The sequence below is a fragment of the Desulfurispirillum alkaliphilum genome (assembly GCF_055378285.1).
This window is the reverse complement of record NZ_AP042405.1, coordinates 1,231,008-1,245,447: the sequence shown is the minus strand read 5'-3', so window position 1 is coordinate 1,245,447 and position 14,440 is coordinate 1,231,008. Positions and strand designations below refer to the sequence as shown.

The window sequence follows — 14,440 nt, the reverse complement described above, 5'->3', positions numbered from 1 at the left end:
CTCACTTTTTTACGCTGGCCTGGATTTTCTCGCCTTTTTCTATGGCTTCGTCAATGGTACCTACCATGTAGAAGGCCTGCTCCGGCAAGTGATCCAGTTTCCCTTCAATGATCATCTGGAAGCCGCGAATGGTCTCCTTCACGGGAACATACTTTCCTGGCGAGCCGGTGAAGACTTCAGCAACAAAGAAGGGTTGTGACAGGAAGCGCTGAACCTTACGGGCACGGTTTACTATCAGTTTGTCGTCCTCGGAAAGCTCGTCCATACCCAGAATGGCGATAATATCCTGAAGCGCCTTATAGCGCTGCAGAATATTCTGCACAGCGCGGGCCACATGGTAGTGATCCTGACCCACGACTCCGGGCTCAAGAATACGGGATGTGGAGTCAAGGGGATCCACCGCAGGGTAGATGCCCAGCTCGGCGATGGAACGGTTCAGAACCGTAGTAGCGTCAAGGTGGGCGAAGGTGGTGGCAGGCGCGGGGTCAGTCAGGTCATCCGCTGGCACGTAAACTGCCTGAACCGAGGTAATGGAACCGGTTTTCGTGGACGTGATGCGCTCCTGCAGGTTCCCCATCTCGGTGGAGAGTGTCGGCTGATAACCAACCGCAGAGGGCATACGGCCCAACAGAGCTGATACCTCAGAGCCCGCCTGGGTAAAGCGGAAGATGTTGTCGACAAAGAGCAGGACGTCAAGGCCATCTTCGCGGAAATTCTCCGCAATGGTCAGGCCGGAAAGCGCAACGCGCATACGGGCTCCGGGAGGCTCATTCATCTGACCATACACCAGCGCGGCCTTATCAATAACACCGGAGTCCTTCATTTCATGATAGAGGTCATTGCCTTCGCGGGTACGTTCACCGACGCCGGCAAAAACAGAGTATCCACCGTGCTCGGTGGCGATGTTGCGAATAAGCTCCATGATGAGAACAGTCTTGCCAACACCGGCGCCACCAAACAGACCAATTTTACCACCCTTTGCATAGGGGCAGAGCAGATCGACAACCTTAATGCCGGTTTCCAGCATGGTTGACTGGGTGTCCTGATCCACGAACGAGGGAGCCTCACGGTGGATTGACCAGTACTCTTCTGCGTTCACTGGCTCACCTTCGTCAACGGGCTCGCCGATAACGTTGAGAATGCGCCCGAGCGTGGCCTTGCCGACAGGGACCGCAATGGGCTTGCCGGTGTCAATGCCGTCCATCCCGCGAACCAGTCCGTCGGTGGAGTCCATGGCAACAGCGCGTACCATGCCCTCTCCAAGGTGCTGCTGCACTTCCAACACCAGTTTGCGATCCTGAAGCTGTATCTCCAGGGCGTTGTATACCGCTGGTATTTTGTCGGCGTCAAAGGCAAAGTCCACGACGGGACCGATGACCTGGGTAATTTTTCCCGTATTCATACCTATTCCTTCCTTATCCTCGTTTTACAGCGCTTCTGCTCCGGCAATAATCTCCGTGAGCTCCGTGGTGATAGCGGCTTGCCGTGCCCGGTTGTAGAGCAGGGTGAGTTTGTCGATCATTTCCGACGCATTGTTCGTTGCAGAGTCCATGGCGGTCATGCGCGCGGCATGCTCACTGGCAACGGAATCAAGCATCATGGTGTGAACCTGGACTTCAACATGCTTGGGCAAAAGCTGCGCCAGTAACAGTTCATCCTGGGGTTCATAGGTGTAGTCAAGGCGCTGGCTCTCCTCGACGGGGACATTGTCCGGCTCATCGGCAGGGCTCAGCGGAAGCAGTCGATGGGTGATCGGCTGCTGGGTAAGCGCGGAGACAAAGCGGTTAAAGATGACATGCACCTCGTCGTACTCACCATCAATGAACTTTTCATTGAGTTCGTTGATAATGGGTCGCAGCAGTTCAAACTGATAGGATTGGCTGATATCCGTATAGGCTTTCTGGAAGCCCTGGTCACGGCGAAACAGATCCCGCGCTTTCTTGCCCAGAGCATAAATATCCACTTCCTGTCCGGCAGCACGCCTGTCGCGCACAAAATTCTTGGCGGTCCGTATCACCGAGCCGTTGAAGCTGCCGCAGAGTCCGCGATCAGAGGTGATCACGTACACTGCTATCTTTTTTACCGACTCTGCCTGCCGCAGCATGGGATGCGCGTCACTGGAGACCCTCCACGAAAGGCTGTCGATGACATCCTGCATCTTCGTGGCATAGGGTCTGGCATTGGTGATGGCATCCTGTGCTTTGCGCAGCTTGGCAGCCGAAACCATTTTCATGGCTTTGGTAATCTGCCGGGTGCTCTTGACCGAATTAATTCGGCGTTTTATTTCCTTGAAACCTGACATGCCCTGATTCCTTAAACGCTAAAGGTTTTCTTGAATTCTGCGATGGCTGCCTTGAGCTTTCCTTCCAGTTCTTCGTCCAGCTGCTTCTTCTGAACAATGCCTTTGAGGATGTCGGACTGCTGGGATTTCATGTAGGCGATAAATTCCTTTTCAAACTTGCCAACGGCGCTGACGGGGATATCGTCGAGGTGCCCTTTGACACCGCAGTAGATGCTGACCACCTGTTCTTCAACCTTGAAGGGGCTGTACTCAGGCTGCTTCAGCAGCTCAGAGAGACGGGCGCCTTTGTCGAGAACGGCTTTGGTGGCAGGATCAAGGTCGGAGCCAAACTGGGCGAAAGCCGCCAGTTCGCGATACTGGGCCAGCTCAAGCTTCAGCGTACCGGCAACCTGCTTCATGGCTTTGATCTGCGCGGCACCACCAACACGGGAAACAGAGATACCCACGTTTACCGCGGGACGCTGACCAGCATAGAAGAGGTCGGACTCCAGGAAGATCTGACCATCGGTAATGGAGATGACGTTGGTGGGAATATAGGCGGAAACGTCACCGGCCTGAGTTTCAATAATGGGCAGGGCGGTCAGCGAACCGGCTCCCAGGTCATCATTGAGCTTGGCGGCGCGCTCAAGCAGGCGCGAGTGGATGTAGAAAACGTCCCCGGGATATGCCTCGCGTCCTGGTGGGCGACGCAGCAGCAGAGAGAGCTGGCGGTAGGCAACGGCCTGCTTGCTCAGGTCATCATAGATGATGAGGGCATGCTTGCCGTTGTCGCGGAAATATTCACCGATGGTGCAACCGGCATAAGGAGCCAGGAACTGCATGGGAGCAGGCTCAGAGGCCGTCGCCGCCACTACGGTGGTGTACTCCATGGCGCCGTTGGCTTCGAGAACGTTGACCACGCGGGCAACAGTGGAGCGCTTCTGTCCTATGGCAACATAGATACAGTAAACGTCCTCGCCCTTGAGGTTCAGAATGGTGTCTATGGCAATCGTGGTTTTCCCGGTCTGGCGGTCACCGATGATCAGTTCGCGCTGTCCACGTCCGATGGGAATCATGGAGTCAATGGCTTTAATACCGGTCTGCAGTGGCTCGTGAACTGATTTTCTGGAAATAACGCCTGTCGCCTTGCGTTCCAGATAGCCGAATTCCTTGGCGTCAATGGGGCCTTTGCCGTCAATGGGCTGACCAATGGCGTTGACAACGCGGCCAACCATTTCAGGGCCAACGGGAACCTGGGCGATGCGACCGGTACGCTTGACCGTATCGCCTTCCTTAATGGCAGTGGCCTCACCCAGCAAAACCGCACCGACATTGTCTTCTTCAAGGTTCAGTACCAATCCGTAAAGATCACCGGGAAATTCCAGCAGCTCACCGGCCATGGCGTTTTCCAGGCCGTAGATACGTACAACACCGTCACCTGCCGAAATGACTTTGCCGGTCTCCTGCACATCGAAGGATTTTTCAAACCCTGCGATCTGCTCCTTGATTATCCGGCTGATTTCTTCAGCTTTAATCTGCATGAGTCACGTCACCTCTATAAAATTTAAGCTTTTACTAAGCTGTCTTTCATCTTGTCCAGATGGCCGCGCAGGGATCCATCATAAACTACGGAACCGATCTGGGCGCAAACGCCGCCGATCAGCGTTTCATCCACTTCTGTCTGCACTTCGATTTCCTTGCGGGTAATGGCAGCAAGGGCCTGACGAATCTCTTCAAGGCCCTTGTCGTCCAGGGGAAACGCACAGCGCACCTGAGCGACCACCCGGTTGCGGTCATCGTTATAGATATTTTCGTAGGCACGAACAATAGCGTCCAGAATTCCCAGACGACCCTTCGCAGCCAGCAGCACGAGGAATCGGGCACACACCGAATGCATGCCTTTGCTGCTCAGCTCCAGAGCGGTAATTTTATCCCGCTTCTGGACGGTCGGATTGAGAAAGAAGTGGGCAAGTTCATCGGAGCTCAGCATTTCACGGGAAAAAGCGCCAACCTCCGCCGCGAAAATCTCGGTGGCTGACTGTGCTTTGAGCAGCTCATATACCGCCAGCGCATAGCGCCGGGCTACTATGGATTCACTCACTTCATCCCCCTTATACCACTGACATATTCCTTGACCAGCTCTTCATTCTTGGCACTGTCCATGGTGTCCTTGAGCTTATCCCTGGCGACGGTGAAGGCACTTTCAAGAACCAGCTCACGGATTTCCGCCTGAGCTTTGGCGAACTCAATCTCAATGGCAGACTTGGCGTTGGCCACCATCTTATCCGCCATCTCCTTGGATTCAGCCAGAATCTTTTCTTTTTCATCAAGGGCAGATATGCGCATGGTCTCTTTCAGCTTCGCCAGTTCGTCGGTTACGGTACGGTACTTCTCCTCGTACTCGGCCGCCTTGCGCTGCGCCTCTTCCTGGGCCTTGCGAGCGGCGCTGAGCTCACTTTCAATGCGTTCTGTACGCCCCTTGAAAAAGGCTATGACATATTTTTTCAGAATAAAATACAGCAATGCTGCCAGGAGAAAGAAGTTAAACGCTTTGGGAAACATGGAACTGAAGGTGGGATAACCTTCGGCAGCCTGCACCATGGTCGGTATCAGGATGAGAATCGGGCCCAGCAGAGCGCAAAGACGGCGGTTCATGATGCCCTCCCCATCAACTTCGAGCTGATCAGCTCAGCCAGCGACTGAGCTTCGCCGGAAAGCTGTTTGCGTGATGTTTCCATCTGCTGCTGAATCTGTTGTTGTCCAGACTGCAGAAGAGCTTCGGACTCCTGCCGCGCCTCCTGAAGAAGAGCTTCCTGTTGGGCCAGTGCCGCGCGACGCTCGGCTTCGGCATAATCCTTGGCTTCCTTTTTGGCCTGGGCCAAAGCATCCTCATACTCTGCTTTCTTGCGGGCAACCAGTTCGTCAGTGCTCTGCACCTGAGCGGCGGAACCCTCCATGGTGGTCCTTCTTTTCTGCAGCATGGATACCATGGGTTTGATGAGGATATGATTGAGAAGGACGAGGAAAATCAGGAAATTCGCAAGTTGAATAAAAAACGTCACATTCAAATCAATCACGATAAACCCCTTGAGCAATACTTAATACGCCCGTTCACAAATAGATACAAGCGCACCCCGAGAGAGTAAAACGCCGTAATCTACCATGTGTATACAATCTCGTCAAGCGTGTGTATACAATCCTGCCAGGACGGAAGTGACAGAAAATTATTTGTCTGAAAGACAGGCCACACCTGGAAGGTCGACGCCGCTGAGTAACTCCAGGCTGGCTCCCCCGCCAGTGGAGATATGGCTGACGCGATCGGCGAGACCACTCTGCTGAATGGCGCTGACACTATCACCACCACCAACAATGGTGGTAGCAGCGGTATTGTTCGCCATGGCGGCGGCAATAGCAAAGGTTCCCTCGGCGAAACTCTGCCACTCAAACACCCCCATGGGGCCATTCCACAGCACCGTCCTGGCTCCCGCAATAATCTCTTGAAACGCCTGCCTGGTGCGGGGGCCAATGTCAAGACCCATATACCCGTCGGGGATATGGGCATCGGGAGTGATCAGCTTTTCCGTCACCTCGGAGAACTCCCGTCCGGCCACGTGATCGACGGGCAGATGCACTTTAACGCCCTTGCGCTGCGCCGTAGCCAGCAGCTGCAGGGAATATTCCTTCATGGACTCTTCCACCATGGATTTCCCGGTGCGTATTCCCTGGGCACTGAGGAAAGTGTAGGCCATGGCGCCACCGATGATGATATGGTGCACCTTATCAAAGAGGTTTTCGATAACCGGGATTTTGTCGGAGACCTTGGCGCCGCCAAGAATCGCCACGAAGGGCGCCTCAGCCTGACTGATACGAACACTGAGGTATTCCAGCTCCTTTTCCATGAGAAAGCCGGTGACCCTCTGCGCAATATACGCGGTCATACCTGCGGTGGAAGCGTGAGCACGGTGAGCAGAGCCAAAGGCATCGCACACATAGATATCGGCACTTTCAGCCAGTTTGCGGGAGAACTCGGGGTCATTCTGCTCCTCTTCACGGTAGAAGCGTGTGTTTTCCAGCAGGACGACATCGCCAGCCCGCATGGAAGCAACCGCCTGAACCACTTTCGGCCCAACGCAGTCCGGCACAAATACCACTGGACGGCCCATGCGCTTCGCGAGCTCGGCGGCAACGGGTTCAAGGGAAAATGTCGCATCGGGCTTACCCTTCGGGCGCCCCAGATGGGAGGCAAGGATAACCTTGCCTCCCATACCGGCAATATACTCCACGGTGGGAACAGCGGCTTCAATTCGCGTTGCGTCCTGCACCACGCCATCTTTGATCGGAACATTGAAATCGACGCGGACAAAAACCCGCTTCCCCTGGAAATCAATATCGCGCACGCTTTGCTTGGCCATGCTTCCCCCGAATCAGCGTGATGCCATATAGGCGATCAGGTCGACGCAACGGCAGGAGTAGCCCCACTCATTATCGTACCAGGAGAAGATCTTCACCAGGTTACCATCCATTACCTTGGTGTTATCGGCATCAACGATACTGGAGTGACTGTTCCCCATGAAGTCGATGGAGACCAGGGGCTCCTGGCAGAAGGACAGGATGCCTTTCATGGGGCCTTCGGCCGCGGCTTTCAGGGTGGCGTTGACCTCTTCAGTCGTGGTGTTCTTTTCCACCTGGCAGACAAAGTCGACCACGGACACATTGGGGGTAGGGACTCGCACGGCAACGCCGTCAAGCTTCCCCTTCACCTGAGGAATAACCAGCGAAACAGCCTTGGCGGCGCCCGTGGTGGTGGGAATCATGCTCATGGCAGCAGCCCGCGCGCGTCGCAAATCACTGTGGGGCAAATCGAGGATGCGCTGGTCATTGGTATAGGAGTGGATGGTGGTCATGAATCCTTTTACCAGACCGAAGTTATCGACAATAACCTTGGCAACCGGCGCCAGACAGTTGGTGGTGCAGGAGGCATTGGAAACCACATGGTGGCTGGCCGGATCGTAGTTGCCCTCGTTCACGCCCATCACTATGGTTATGTCCTCGTTTTTCCCTGGGGCGCTGATTATGACCTTTTTCGCTCCGGCCTTGATATGCGCCTCGGCTTTTTCCTTGCTGGTGAATATTCCGGTGGACTCGACGACATAGTCAACACCCAGGGACTTCCACGGAAGATCTGCGGGATTCTTTTCCGCATAGACCCGGATCTCCCTGCCATCAACGACAATGCCCTTCTCAGTAGCCTTGACTTCCTGGCCGAAAATCCCGTGAACCGAGTCATATTTCAGCAGGTGCGCCAGGGTGGCGGGATCTGTCAGATCGTTAATGGCGACCACTTCCATATCCTTACGCTGTGAAGCAATGCGGAAAACCGAACGTCCGATCCGGCCGAATCCATTGATGGCAATTTTCATACAATCCTCCTGGAGAAAAAGTTGTAGTCTGCAGTTCTGCGTATATCAGAATTCAAGAAAGAACAAACATCTGTATTCCGTCGCGGCTGCCCGCTTCACGGGGTGCCTGGGTAGGAGCCAGTGCCCGGTAGGTGTATTCACCCGAGGAGCTCTCTTCTTCCTCTGGAGCTCCTTCGCGGGAATATTTCTGCACAAACTCATGGAGTTCGCGGGAGAATGACTGCACCTTGCCACGCAGATCACTGACCACCTCAAAGACCGGAGCTATCAACTGCGTAAAACGCTCAAGCTGCTGGCGCACTTCCACAGTCATCTCCTGCACCTCCTCAAGCTGGGCACTGCTCAGCCCCGACTTGCTCACCATATTATCAACACGATTGAGGTAGAGGGATATCTGATGCAGGTAGCGCTGATACCCCTCGCCAAATGACTTGGCAACATCGGCCCGTTCAATGAGAAGGTTCTCCACCATCTCTTTCTGACGGGAGAGCAGCAATACGAGCTCACGCCGCTTCTTCTGCTCCGCAAGCTTCTCCACCATCAACTTTCCCTGCTCGCCCTTTTCAATAAGCCCCACAGCCTGCTCATACTTCACGCCCAGCAGCTGGTGGCGCTTGCTCATCTCCTGGAACTCCTTTGTCGCACTTACATAGCGCGAATAGAGTGCCTTGTACTTCTCAGAGAGCAGGCTGTACTCTTTCTGCAGCGAATCAAGGTTCTTGAACTTGTTCTGGGTGAACTTCTGAAAATCACGGAAGGTCTTCTGGGTCTTCATGAGCTCCGTGATATCCTTGAAAAGCAGTCCCACTTCTATAATGGCATCATTTTCAGAAATGGGAAACAGCTCAACGGAAAAGGTGCGGTTACTCCCATGCCCCCCCATCTCGTCGACCACCGTGGTGCGACCCTCGCCAGAAGCAAACACTTCACTAATGGTTGCCATGTGCTGACTGATATTGACATAGGGGCTCAGCGACTGCCCCACCAGATCCTTGACATCCTTACCCGCTATGGCCCTGGCAAAATAACGGTTTACATTGACGATAACCAGCGATGGATCAATAGAACACAGGCCAACGGAGATATTGTCAAAAAGGGTGTAGAGTTTACGACGACTTTCCTTGACCACAGCCAGGATGTTCTGCATCTCCTGCAGCTGCGCCGTTGCTTCGTCGCATTCGGGCTTGTCTCCCTGAGACTGGAAAAAAAAGTCAGCCGCATCTCTGCGCATGCGGTTAATCTGACTCTGGTAGGATTCAAAGGTACTCATCAGCAGACCTTTGAGGTTACCGACGCTGTACGCTTTATTCTGAAGAAAGGTTATGGTGTCCTGGGAAAAGACCTCTGAATAGCCTTTGCTGTCAAAGAGCACAAAACCTTTTTCGTGAAGCTGGGGGAAGGCAAAGGCCAGTATCTGAAAAGCCTGTTCGTTCTGGGTTGCCGACACCACCGCTGACTTGCCTGTCTCAAAAACACTCTGAATAGCATTGCTGACCGGATTATCCTTATAGCTGACCTCCTGCTGATAAACCTTCACGTCATCAGCAGCACCACGCACGATGATGGTGAAAGACTCATGGCCAGCCACACCAACGATCATCTGGTAAAAGCACTGTGCCTGCAGAAGCGACTGGGTAAAAAACTCCAGAAACTTCACTTCGTTGGATGACACGGTATACTTCATAGCGAATCGGCCCTCAAAAGCGTCACTGCACGCACATTCCCCCCGGTTTTCGGCAACAGCGCCACAGCGCATGCCCGCAGAGTGGCTCCAGTAGTGACAATATCATCCACCAGCACCACTTTCTGAACGTTATATTTCTTTGGCACTATAGCAAAGCCAGCCGTGGCAAGTCTATCTTTTCTCCCTTTGCCTGCCTGGGAGAAACCGGGCAGGTAGCGCCACAGAAGTGTCCGTTTCTCCCCCGGAACATCCAGCGCCAGCTGCCGGGCCGAGTTGAAGCCCCGGTACAGGTACTTGGAAAAATGCATGGGCACCCAGGTGACTACGGCGCCCGCGAAATACTCATCGGGCATACTGACAATCCCTTTGCGCCAGTACCAGGTCAGGGTCTGCAAAGCCTGCATGTCGCGGCTGTATTTCCACGACTTCAGCAGGGAGAGCAGAGGCGATTTATAGGTATACAGGGAAGTAACCCAGAGGGGGTCAAGAAGCTGGGTGGACATATCCAGGACACAGAGCCGTGAACAGGCTGCACACAAAGCCGTGGCCTGCAACTCACGCTCGATGGGTCGATGACAGTGACGGCAGATGCGGGGATAGGCAATATCCAGAACCCGTGAACACAGACGTGCAAGCGGTTTCATAGGGAGAGCAGCGGTGTCCCGGTCATGGCAGCAGGCTTTTCAATACCCATCAGATACAGAAGCGTCGGCGCGATATCCGCCAGTTTACCTTGCTGCTGCAGTTGACATGGCTGCGATGTCAGCGCAATGAAGGGCACGGGGTTACTGGTATGGGCAGTATGCGGCTGGCCGGAGGCATCCAGCATCTGTTCGGCGTTGCCATGGTCTGCCGTGATCAATACGGCATACCCGTGCTGCAGCAGCTCATTGACAACTTTTTCCAGTGCACGGTCAACCGCCTCGCAGGCTGCCACAGCAGCCTCGAAAATCCCCGTATGTCCTACCATATCAGGATTGGCGAAATTCAGAATAATCAGATCCGGCTGCTGCTGACGCACATGGGCGCAAAGAGCATCGGCCACTTCCATGGCACTCATCTCGGGTTTTTCATCGTAGGTTCTGACCTGACGGGGAGAGGGAATGAGGAGCCGCTGCTCACCGGGAAACTGCCGCTCTACTCCTCCATTAAAGAAAAAGGTGACATGGGCGTACTTTTCGGTTTCGGCGATGCGCAGCTGGGTTCGCCCCCGGGCACTGACCACATCACCGAGAATATCGGCCAGCGGCTGCTGCTCAAAGGCTACGGGCAGCCCAAAGTCGGCAGAGTATTCGGTAAGGCACAGGAAGCGTTGAATTTTTACCGGTGTCGCGAAAGGCAGATCTGCGTCCAGAGCCAGAGCCTGTGTCAGTTCACGAACCCTGTCCGAGCGAAAGTTAAAGCAGAAAACACTGTCATCGCACGCTATATTGGGAGTGCCACTGCACTTCAGGGGCTCCATGAACTCATCGGTGACATTGCTGGCATAGCTGCGCTCCAGCGCGGCTTCGACATCGGGGCAAACCTCCCCTTCACCGTGAACTAACAGGCGGTACGCCTTCTCCACCCGCTCCCAGCGTTTGTCACGATCCATGGCAAAAAAACGGCCGATGACCGATGACAGCACCACACCAGGACGGCTGGCCAGGAAATCCTGCAGCTGCCTGATATAGCCCAGGCCACTGCGTGGCGGCGTATCCCGCCCGTCCAGAAAGGCGTGCACGGCGATGGATTTCACGCCGCGGGAACGGGCGTAGTCGATAAGACCAAAAAGGTGTTCGAGGTGGGAATGCACACCACCGTCGGACAACAGCCCGATAAGGTGCAGGGTCCGCCCTGGTTTCACCTGCGCAAGAAAGGAGTTCACAGTCTCATTTTCGGCGATACTCCCTTCGCCAAGGGCCTTGCTGATGCGCACAAGATCCTGGTAGACCACCCTTCCGGCCCCGATATTGAGGTGCCCCACTTCCGAGTTTCCCATCTGACCGGTCGGCAGGCCGACCGCCTCGCCACTGGCATGGATCAGTGTATGGGGATACCGGGACAGGAGCCCACGATAAAATGGCATATCAGCGGCGACAGTCGCATTCCCCAGCTGCTCGGGGCGAAAGCCAAAACCATCCAGAATAATCAGTGCAGCCCGGCTGGACATCAGTCATCCACTTCCTTGGATTGCTCCAGTTCTTCCTTGCAGTCACGACAGTAACGGGCAAAAGGGCGATACTCCAGGCGCTCGGTGCCAATAGGCTCTCCGCACTCCATGCAGGTCTCATACTCGCCTTTTTCAATGCGATCAAGGGCCAGCTCAATCAGGCGCACCTTGCGGGAGTCCCGGTCATTCATCTCAATCATGATGTTGCGGAGGTTATCATTGTTAGCCTCATCCGCACTGTCCTGAGCACCATCGCGACCCAGCTCATTGCTCTGTTCGCTGCGCTGTCGAATAGCCTCCAAGAGATCCCGCTTCATCTGAATCAAGGTTTCTTTTGCGTTTTCCAGATTCATCGCCATATGGCAAACCTCCAGTTATTCATTATGATAAGGCAAACCCTTTTGAATGGCGAAGGCCCGGTACAGCTGCTCCACGGCAAAGAGCCGGGCCATCGTGTGGGTCATGGTCATGGCGGAAAGTGAGAGGAGGCAATCAGCCCGCGCCTTCACTTCCTCGCCATGCCCCAGGGCACCACCGATACAGAAGATCATCTCCCGGTACCGACTCTCCATGCCCTGAATCCAGTTTGCCAACTCAACAGAACTCAATTGCTTTCCCTTTTCATCAAGCACCACCGTACAGGCATCAGCGGGAATTTTTTTCAGCAGCCGCTCTCCTTCAGCCTTCTGAATGGCCGCGACGGGCCGGCCAGACTGAATCTTTTCATCGGCGATCTCAACGCTTTCGAAAGGCACCATGCGATGAATACGCCCTTCATAGTCGGCGACCAGTGCCTGGATATGCTTATTGCGGATCTTGCCGGTGCTCAGAAGACGATACTTCAAAATTCACCTCGGGCGCTCCCTCCCAGAGGGACTCCAGTCGATAGTACTCGCGCAGCTGGGGAGAAAAAATGTGCACAATAATATCTCCAAAATCAAGCAGAACCCACTCACCGGTATCATAGCCTTCTGCGCCCAGCACGCTGACACCGGCTTCCTTCTTCACTGTCTCGCGAATATGGTCAGCGATTGCCTGGGCCTGGCGCGCGGACTGGGCTGTACAGATGTAGAAATAATCGGCAAAGCTTGAGACTCCTGCAAGCTCCAGGGCCTTCACGTCCGCTGCATGTTTCTCATCCGCCAGCTGGTGGATGCGCTCCAAAAGTTCACTGGACTTCATGTATACCTCGAATATCACAGAGCTTTTCCCAGGCAAGACGCACCAGGGCGTCAAGATTGTCGCCTGTTATACTGGAAATGAAAATTATGTCAAACCCGTTTTCCTCAGCCAGCTTGCGTATTTTTTGCAGACGATCACTATCCTGGCAACTATCGGTCTTGGTGCCCACCACGATGCGATGCTTTCTGGCCAGTTCATCTCCATAGGCACGCAGCTCCTCGTCAACGATGGCATATGCCTCTTCGATGTCATATTCATCTGTGGCCAGATCCACCAAGTGGAGAATCAGGGAAGTACGCTCTATATGCTTGAGAAATTGGTGACCAAGGCCCACTCCCTCGGAGGCTCCGCGGATAAGGCCGGGAATGTCGGCCACCACCATGGACTGGTAATCGGAAACCTTCACTACCCCCAGCTGCGGCACAAGCGTTGTGAAAGGATAGTCAGCAATCTTCGGGCGTGCCGATGAAATGCGCGAGATCAGAGTAGACTTGCCGGCATTGGGCAGCCCGGCAATACCCACATCGGCCAACAGCTTCAATTCAAGCTCAATTTCGCGGTACTCGCCTTCCTGACCATCATCAGCCCGGCGTGGAGCCTTGTTATTTGCAGACTGAAAACAGAGATTTCCCCGACCACCACGACCGCCAGCTGCCACCACGAATCGCTGGCCATTTTCCACCATATCCGCCAGCAGTTCACCAGTAGCAACATCGCGCACCAGGGTTCCGGGAGGAACCTTCAACACCAGATCCTCGCCGGTGCGCCCGGTCATATTGGCACTCTTGCCGTGCTGCCCCCGCTTGGCGGTATAGTGGCGCTGGTAGTTGAAGTCATGGAGCGTCTGATAGCGTTCATCAGCCTCCAGAACGACATTACCGCCCGCGCCGCCACAGCCTCCATCGGGGCCACCCAGCGGCACATACTTCTCACGGCGGAAACTCATGCAGCCATTGCCGCCACGGCCGCCCTGAACCTTTATACTGATACTGTCAATAAACATATGAAACTCTTTTACGGTAAATCTGTAATGAGAAAAGGGAGCACTGGCCACGCATGGCTGGTGCTCCCTCGGGGGTTAAAATTCACCTGTGTTCAGCTGGCGCTTTCCGTGCCCGCTTCAACAACATTAATATACCTTCTGCCACCTTTTCTGGTCACAAAAGTCACCTTGCCCTCAACCTTGGAGAAAAGGGTGAAGTCCCTGCCCATTCCAACGTTTTCACCGGGATAGAAGCGCGTGCCTCTTTGACGAACAAGAATATTTCCGGCCAGAACCTGTTCGCCACCGAACTTTTTCACTCCAAGGCGTTTGGACTGTGAATCCCGTCCATTGCGGGAACTGCCGCCTGCTTTCTTGTGAGCCATGGTCTACTCCTTCAATACTCGTTACTGTTCTATCTTGGCAACGCGAATCTTGGTCAGCGATTGCCGGAAGCCGCGCTTACACTTCGATTTTTTACGTCGCTTGGACTTAAAAGCGATAATCTTCTTCCCTTTGTACTGGCTCAGGATCTCCAGAGATACCTTCGCGCCTTCGACATAGGGAGCGCCAACAACAACACTGTCACCACTGAGCAGAAGTACTTCATTGACATGCACGACATCACCGATCTCGCCTTCAAGACGGCTGACAGACAGGACATCTCCTTCGCTGACGTGGTACTGCTTTCCGCAGGTTTTTATGACCGCTTGCACGGCTGCACCTCCATGAAACTCTC

17 protein-coding genes are annotated in these 14,440 nt (G+C 54.5%); all 17 read right to left on the bottom strand.

What is annotated here, in order from left to right; translation table 11 throughout:
* Window position 1: 1 nt before the first annotated feature.
* Window positions 2–1,408 (bottom strand): F0F1 ATP synthase subunit beta, encoded by a 1,407-nt coding sequence (gene atpD, locus ACZ46I_RS05730; RefSeq protein WP_156788071.1) that lies wholly within the window; start codon window positions 1,406–1,408, stop codon window positions 2–4.
* 18 nt (window positions 1,409–1,426) lie between these two features.
* Window positions 1,427–2,302 carry an ATP synthase F1 subunit gamma gene (gene atpG, locus ACZ46I_RS05725; RefSeq protein ID WP_013506844.1) on the bottom strand — a complete coding sequence of 292 codons (876 nt, stop codon included), beginning with the start codon at window positions 2,300–2,302 and terminating at the stop codon, window positions 1,427–1,429.
* An 11-nt stretch (window positions 2,303–2,313) separates the two neighbouring features.
* Window positions 2,314–3,822 carry a F0F1 ATP synthase subunit alpha gene (gene atpA, locus ACZ46I_RS05720; RefSeq protein ID WP_226508043.1) on the bottom strand — a complete coding sequence of 503 codons (1,509 nt, stop codon included), beginning with the start codon at window positions 3,820–3,822 and terminating at the stop codon, window positions 2,314–2,316.
* A gap of 23 nt (window positions 3,823–3,845) precedes the next feature.
* Window positions 3,846–4,382: an ATP synthase F1 subunit delta gene (gene atpH / locus ACZ46I_RS05715; RefSeq protein WP_013506842.1), complete on the bottom strand. Its 537-nt coding sequence runs from the start codon at window positions 4,380–4,382 to the stop codon at window positions 3,846–3,848.
* Window positions 4,379–4,936 (bottom strand): F0F1 ATP synthase subunit B family protein, encoded by a 558-nt coding sequence (locus tag ACZ46I_RS05710; RefSeq protein ID WP_013506841.1) that lies wholly within the window; start codon window positions 4,934–4,936, stop codon window positions 4,379–4,381. The genes atpH and ACZ46I_RS05710 overlap by 4 nt, the downstream gene beginning before the upstream one ends.
* Window positions 4,933–5,358, bottom strand: coding sequence for an ATP synthase F0 subunit B (locus ACZ46I_RS05705; protein WP_013506840.1), 426 nt, complete (start codon window positions 5,356–5,358; stop codon window positions 4,933–4,935). The genes ACZ46I_RS05710 and ACZ46I_RS05705 overlap by 4 nt, the downstream gene beginning before the upstream one ends.
* A 147-nt stretch (window positions 5,359–5,505) precedes the next feature.
* Window positions 5,506–6,693, bottom strand: coding sequence for a phosphoglycerate kinase (locus tag ACZ46I_RS05700; RefSeq protein WP_464281727.1), 1,188 nt, complete (start codon window positions 6,691–6,693; stop codon window positions 5,506–5,508).
* Between the two features lie 12 nt (window positions 6,694–6,705).
* Window positions 6,706–7,701 carry a type I glyceraldehyde-3-phosphate dehydrogenase gene (gap, locus tag ACZ46I_RS05695; RefSeq protein ID WP_464281726.1) on the bottom strand — a complete coding sequence of 332 codons (996 nt, stop codon included), beginning with the start codon at window positions 7,699–7,701 and terminating at the stop codon, window positions 6,706–6,708.
* 52 nt (window positions 7,702–7,753) lie between these two features.
* Window positions 7,754–9,385: a PAS domain-containing protein gene (locus ACZ46I_RS05690; protein WP_013506837.1), complete on the bottom strand. Its 1,632-nt coding sequence runs from the start codon at window positions 9,383–9,385 to the stop codon at window positions 7,754–7,756.
* Complete coding sequence (locus ACZ46I_RS05685; protein WP_013506836.1) at window positions 9,382–10,029, bottom strand: ComF family protein; 648 nt, start codon at window positions 10,027–10,029, stop codon at window positions 9,382–9,384. The genes ACZ46I_RS05690 and ACZ46I_RS05685 overlap by 4 nt, the downstream gene beginning before the upstream one ends.
* A complete protein-coding gene (gpmI, locus tag ACZ46I_RS05680) occupies window positions 10,026–11,537 on the bottom strand; it encodes a 2,3-bisphosphoglycerate-independent phosphoglycerate mutase (RefSeq protein ID WP_464281725.1) in 1,512 nt (503 codons plus the stop codon). The genes ACZ46I_RS05685 and gpmI overlap by 4 nt, the downstream gene beginning before the upstream one ends.
* Window positions 11,537–11,896, bottom strand: coding sequence for a TraR/DksA family transcriptional regulator (locus ACZ46I_RS05675; protein WP_013506834.1), 360 nt, complete (start codon window positions 11,894–11,896; stop codon window positions 11,537–11,539). The genes gpmI and ACZ46I_RS05675 overlap by 1 nt, the downstream gene beginning before the upstream one ends.
* A gap of 15 nt (window positions 11,897–11,911) precedes the next feature.
* Window positions 11,912–12,382, bottom strand: coding sequence for a 23S rRNA (pseudouridine(1915)-N(3))-methyltransferase RlmH (locus tag ACZ46I_RS05670; RefSeq protein WP_013506833.1), 471 nt, complete (start codon window positions 12,380–12,382; stop codon window positions 11,912–11,914).
* A complete protein-coding gene (rsfS, locus tag ACZ46I_RS05665) occupies window positions 12,342–12,719 on the bottom strand; it encodes a ribosome silencing factor (RefSeq protein ID WP_013506832.1) in 378 nt (125 codons plus the stop codon). The genes ACZ46I_RS05670 and rsfS overlap by 41 nt, the downstream gene beginning before the upstream one ends.
* The gene (gene obgE, locus ACZ46I_RS05660; protein WP_464281724.1) at window positions 12,706–13,722 is read right to left on the bottom strand and encodes a GTPase ObgE; all 1,017 of its coding nucleotides are present in this window, start codon (window positions 13,720–13,722) and stop codon (window positions 12,706–12,708) included. Before obgE ends, rsfS begins: the two co-directional genes overlap by 14 nt.
* 92 nt (window positions 13,723–13,814) lie before the next feature.
* A complete protein-coding gene (gene rpmA, locus ACZ46I_RS05655; protein ID WP_013506830.1) occupies window positions 13,815–14,087 on the bottom strand; it encodes a 50S ribosomal protein L27 in 273 nt (90 codons plus the stop codon).
* 21 nt (window positions 14,088–14,108) lie between these two features.
* On the bottom strand, window positions 14,109–14,417 hold the full coding sequence (gene rplU / locus ACZ46I_RS05650; protein ID WP_013506829.1) for a 50S ribosomal protein L21: 309 nt from the start codon (window positions 14,415–14,417) through the stop codon (window positions 14,109–14,111).
* Window positions 14,418–14,440 lie beyond the last annotated feature (23 nt).

Coding starts and splice junctions, on each gene's coding strand:
- atpG (WP_013506844.1), bottom strand. CDS start 2,302: ATGTCAGGTTTCAAGGAAATAAAACGCCGAATTAATTCGGTCAAGAGC.
- atpA (WP_226508043.1), bottom strand. CDS start 3,822: ATGCAGATTAAAGCTGAAGAAATCAGCCGGATAATCAAGGAGCAGATC.
- ACZ46I_RS05710 (WP_013506841.1), bottom strand. CDS start 4,936: ATGAACCGCCGTCTTTGCGCTCTGCTGGGCCCGATTCTCATCCTGATA.
- ACZ46I_RS05700 (WP_464281727.1), bottom strand. CDS start 6,693: ATGGCCAAGCAAAGCGTGCGCGATATTGATTTCCAGGGGAAGCGGGTT.
- gap (WP_464281726.1), bottom strand. CDS start 7,701: ATGAAAATTGCCATCAATGGATTCGGCCGGATCGGACGTTCGGTTTTC.
- ACZ46I_RS05690 (WP_013506837.1), bottom strand. CDS start 9,385: ATGAAGTATACCGTGTCATCCAACGAAGTGAAGTTTCTGGAGTTTTTT.
- ACZ46I_RS05685 (WP_013506836.1), bottom strand. CDS start 10,029: ATGAAACCGCTTGCACGTCTGTGTTCACGGGTTCTGGATATTGCCTAT.
- gpmI (WP_464281725.1), bottom strand. CDS start 11,537: ATGTCCAGCCGGGCTGCACTGATTATTCTGGATGGTTTTGGCTTTCGC.
- ACZ46I_RS05675 (WP_013506834.1), bottom strand. CDS start 11,896: ATGGCGATGAATCTGGAAAACGCAAAAGAAACCTTGATTCAGATGAAG.
- rsfS (WP_013506832.1), bottom strand. CDS start 12,719: ATGAAGTCCAGTGAACTTTTGGAGCGCATCCACCAGCTGGCGGATGAG.
- obgE (WP_464281724.1), bottom strand. CDS start 13,722: ATGTTTATTGACAGTATCAGTATAAAGGTTCAGGGCGGCCGTGGCGGC.
- rpmA (WP_013506830.1), bottom strand. CDS start 14,087: ATGGCTCACAAGAAAGCAGGCGGCAGTTCCCGCAATGGACGGGATTCA.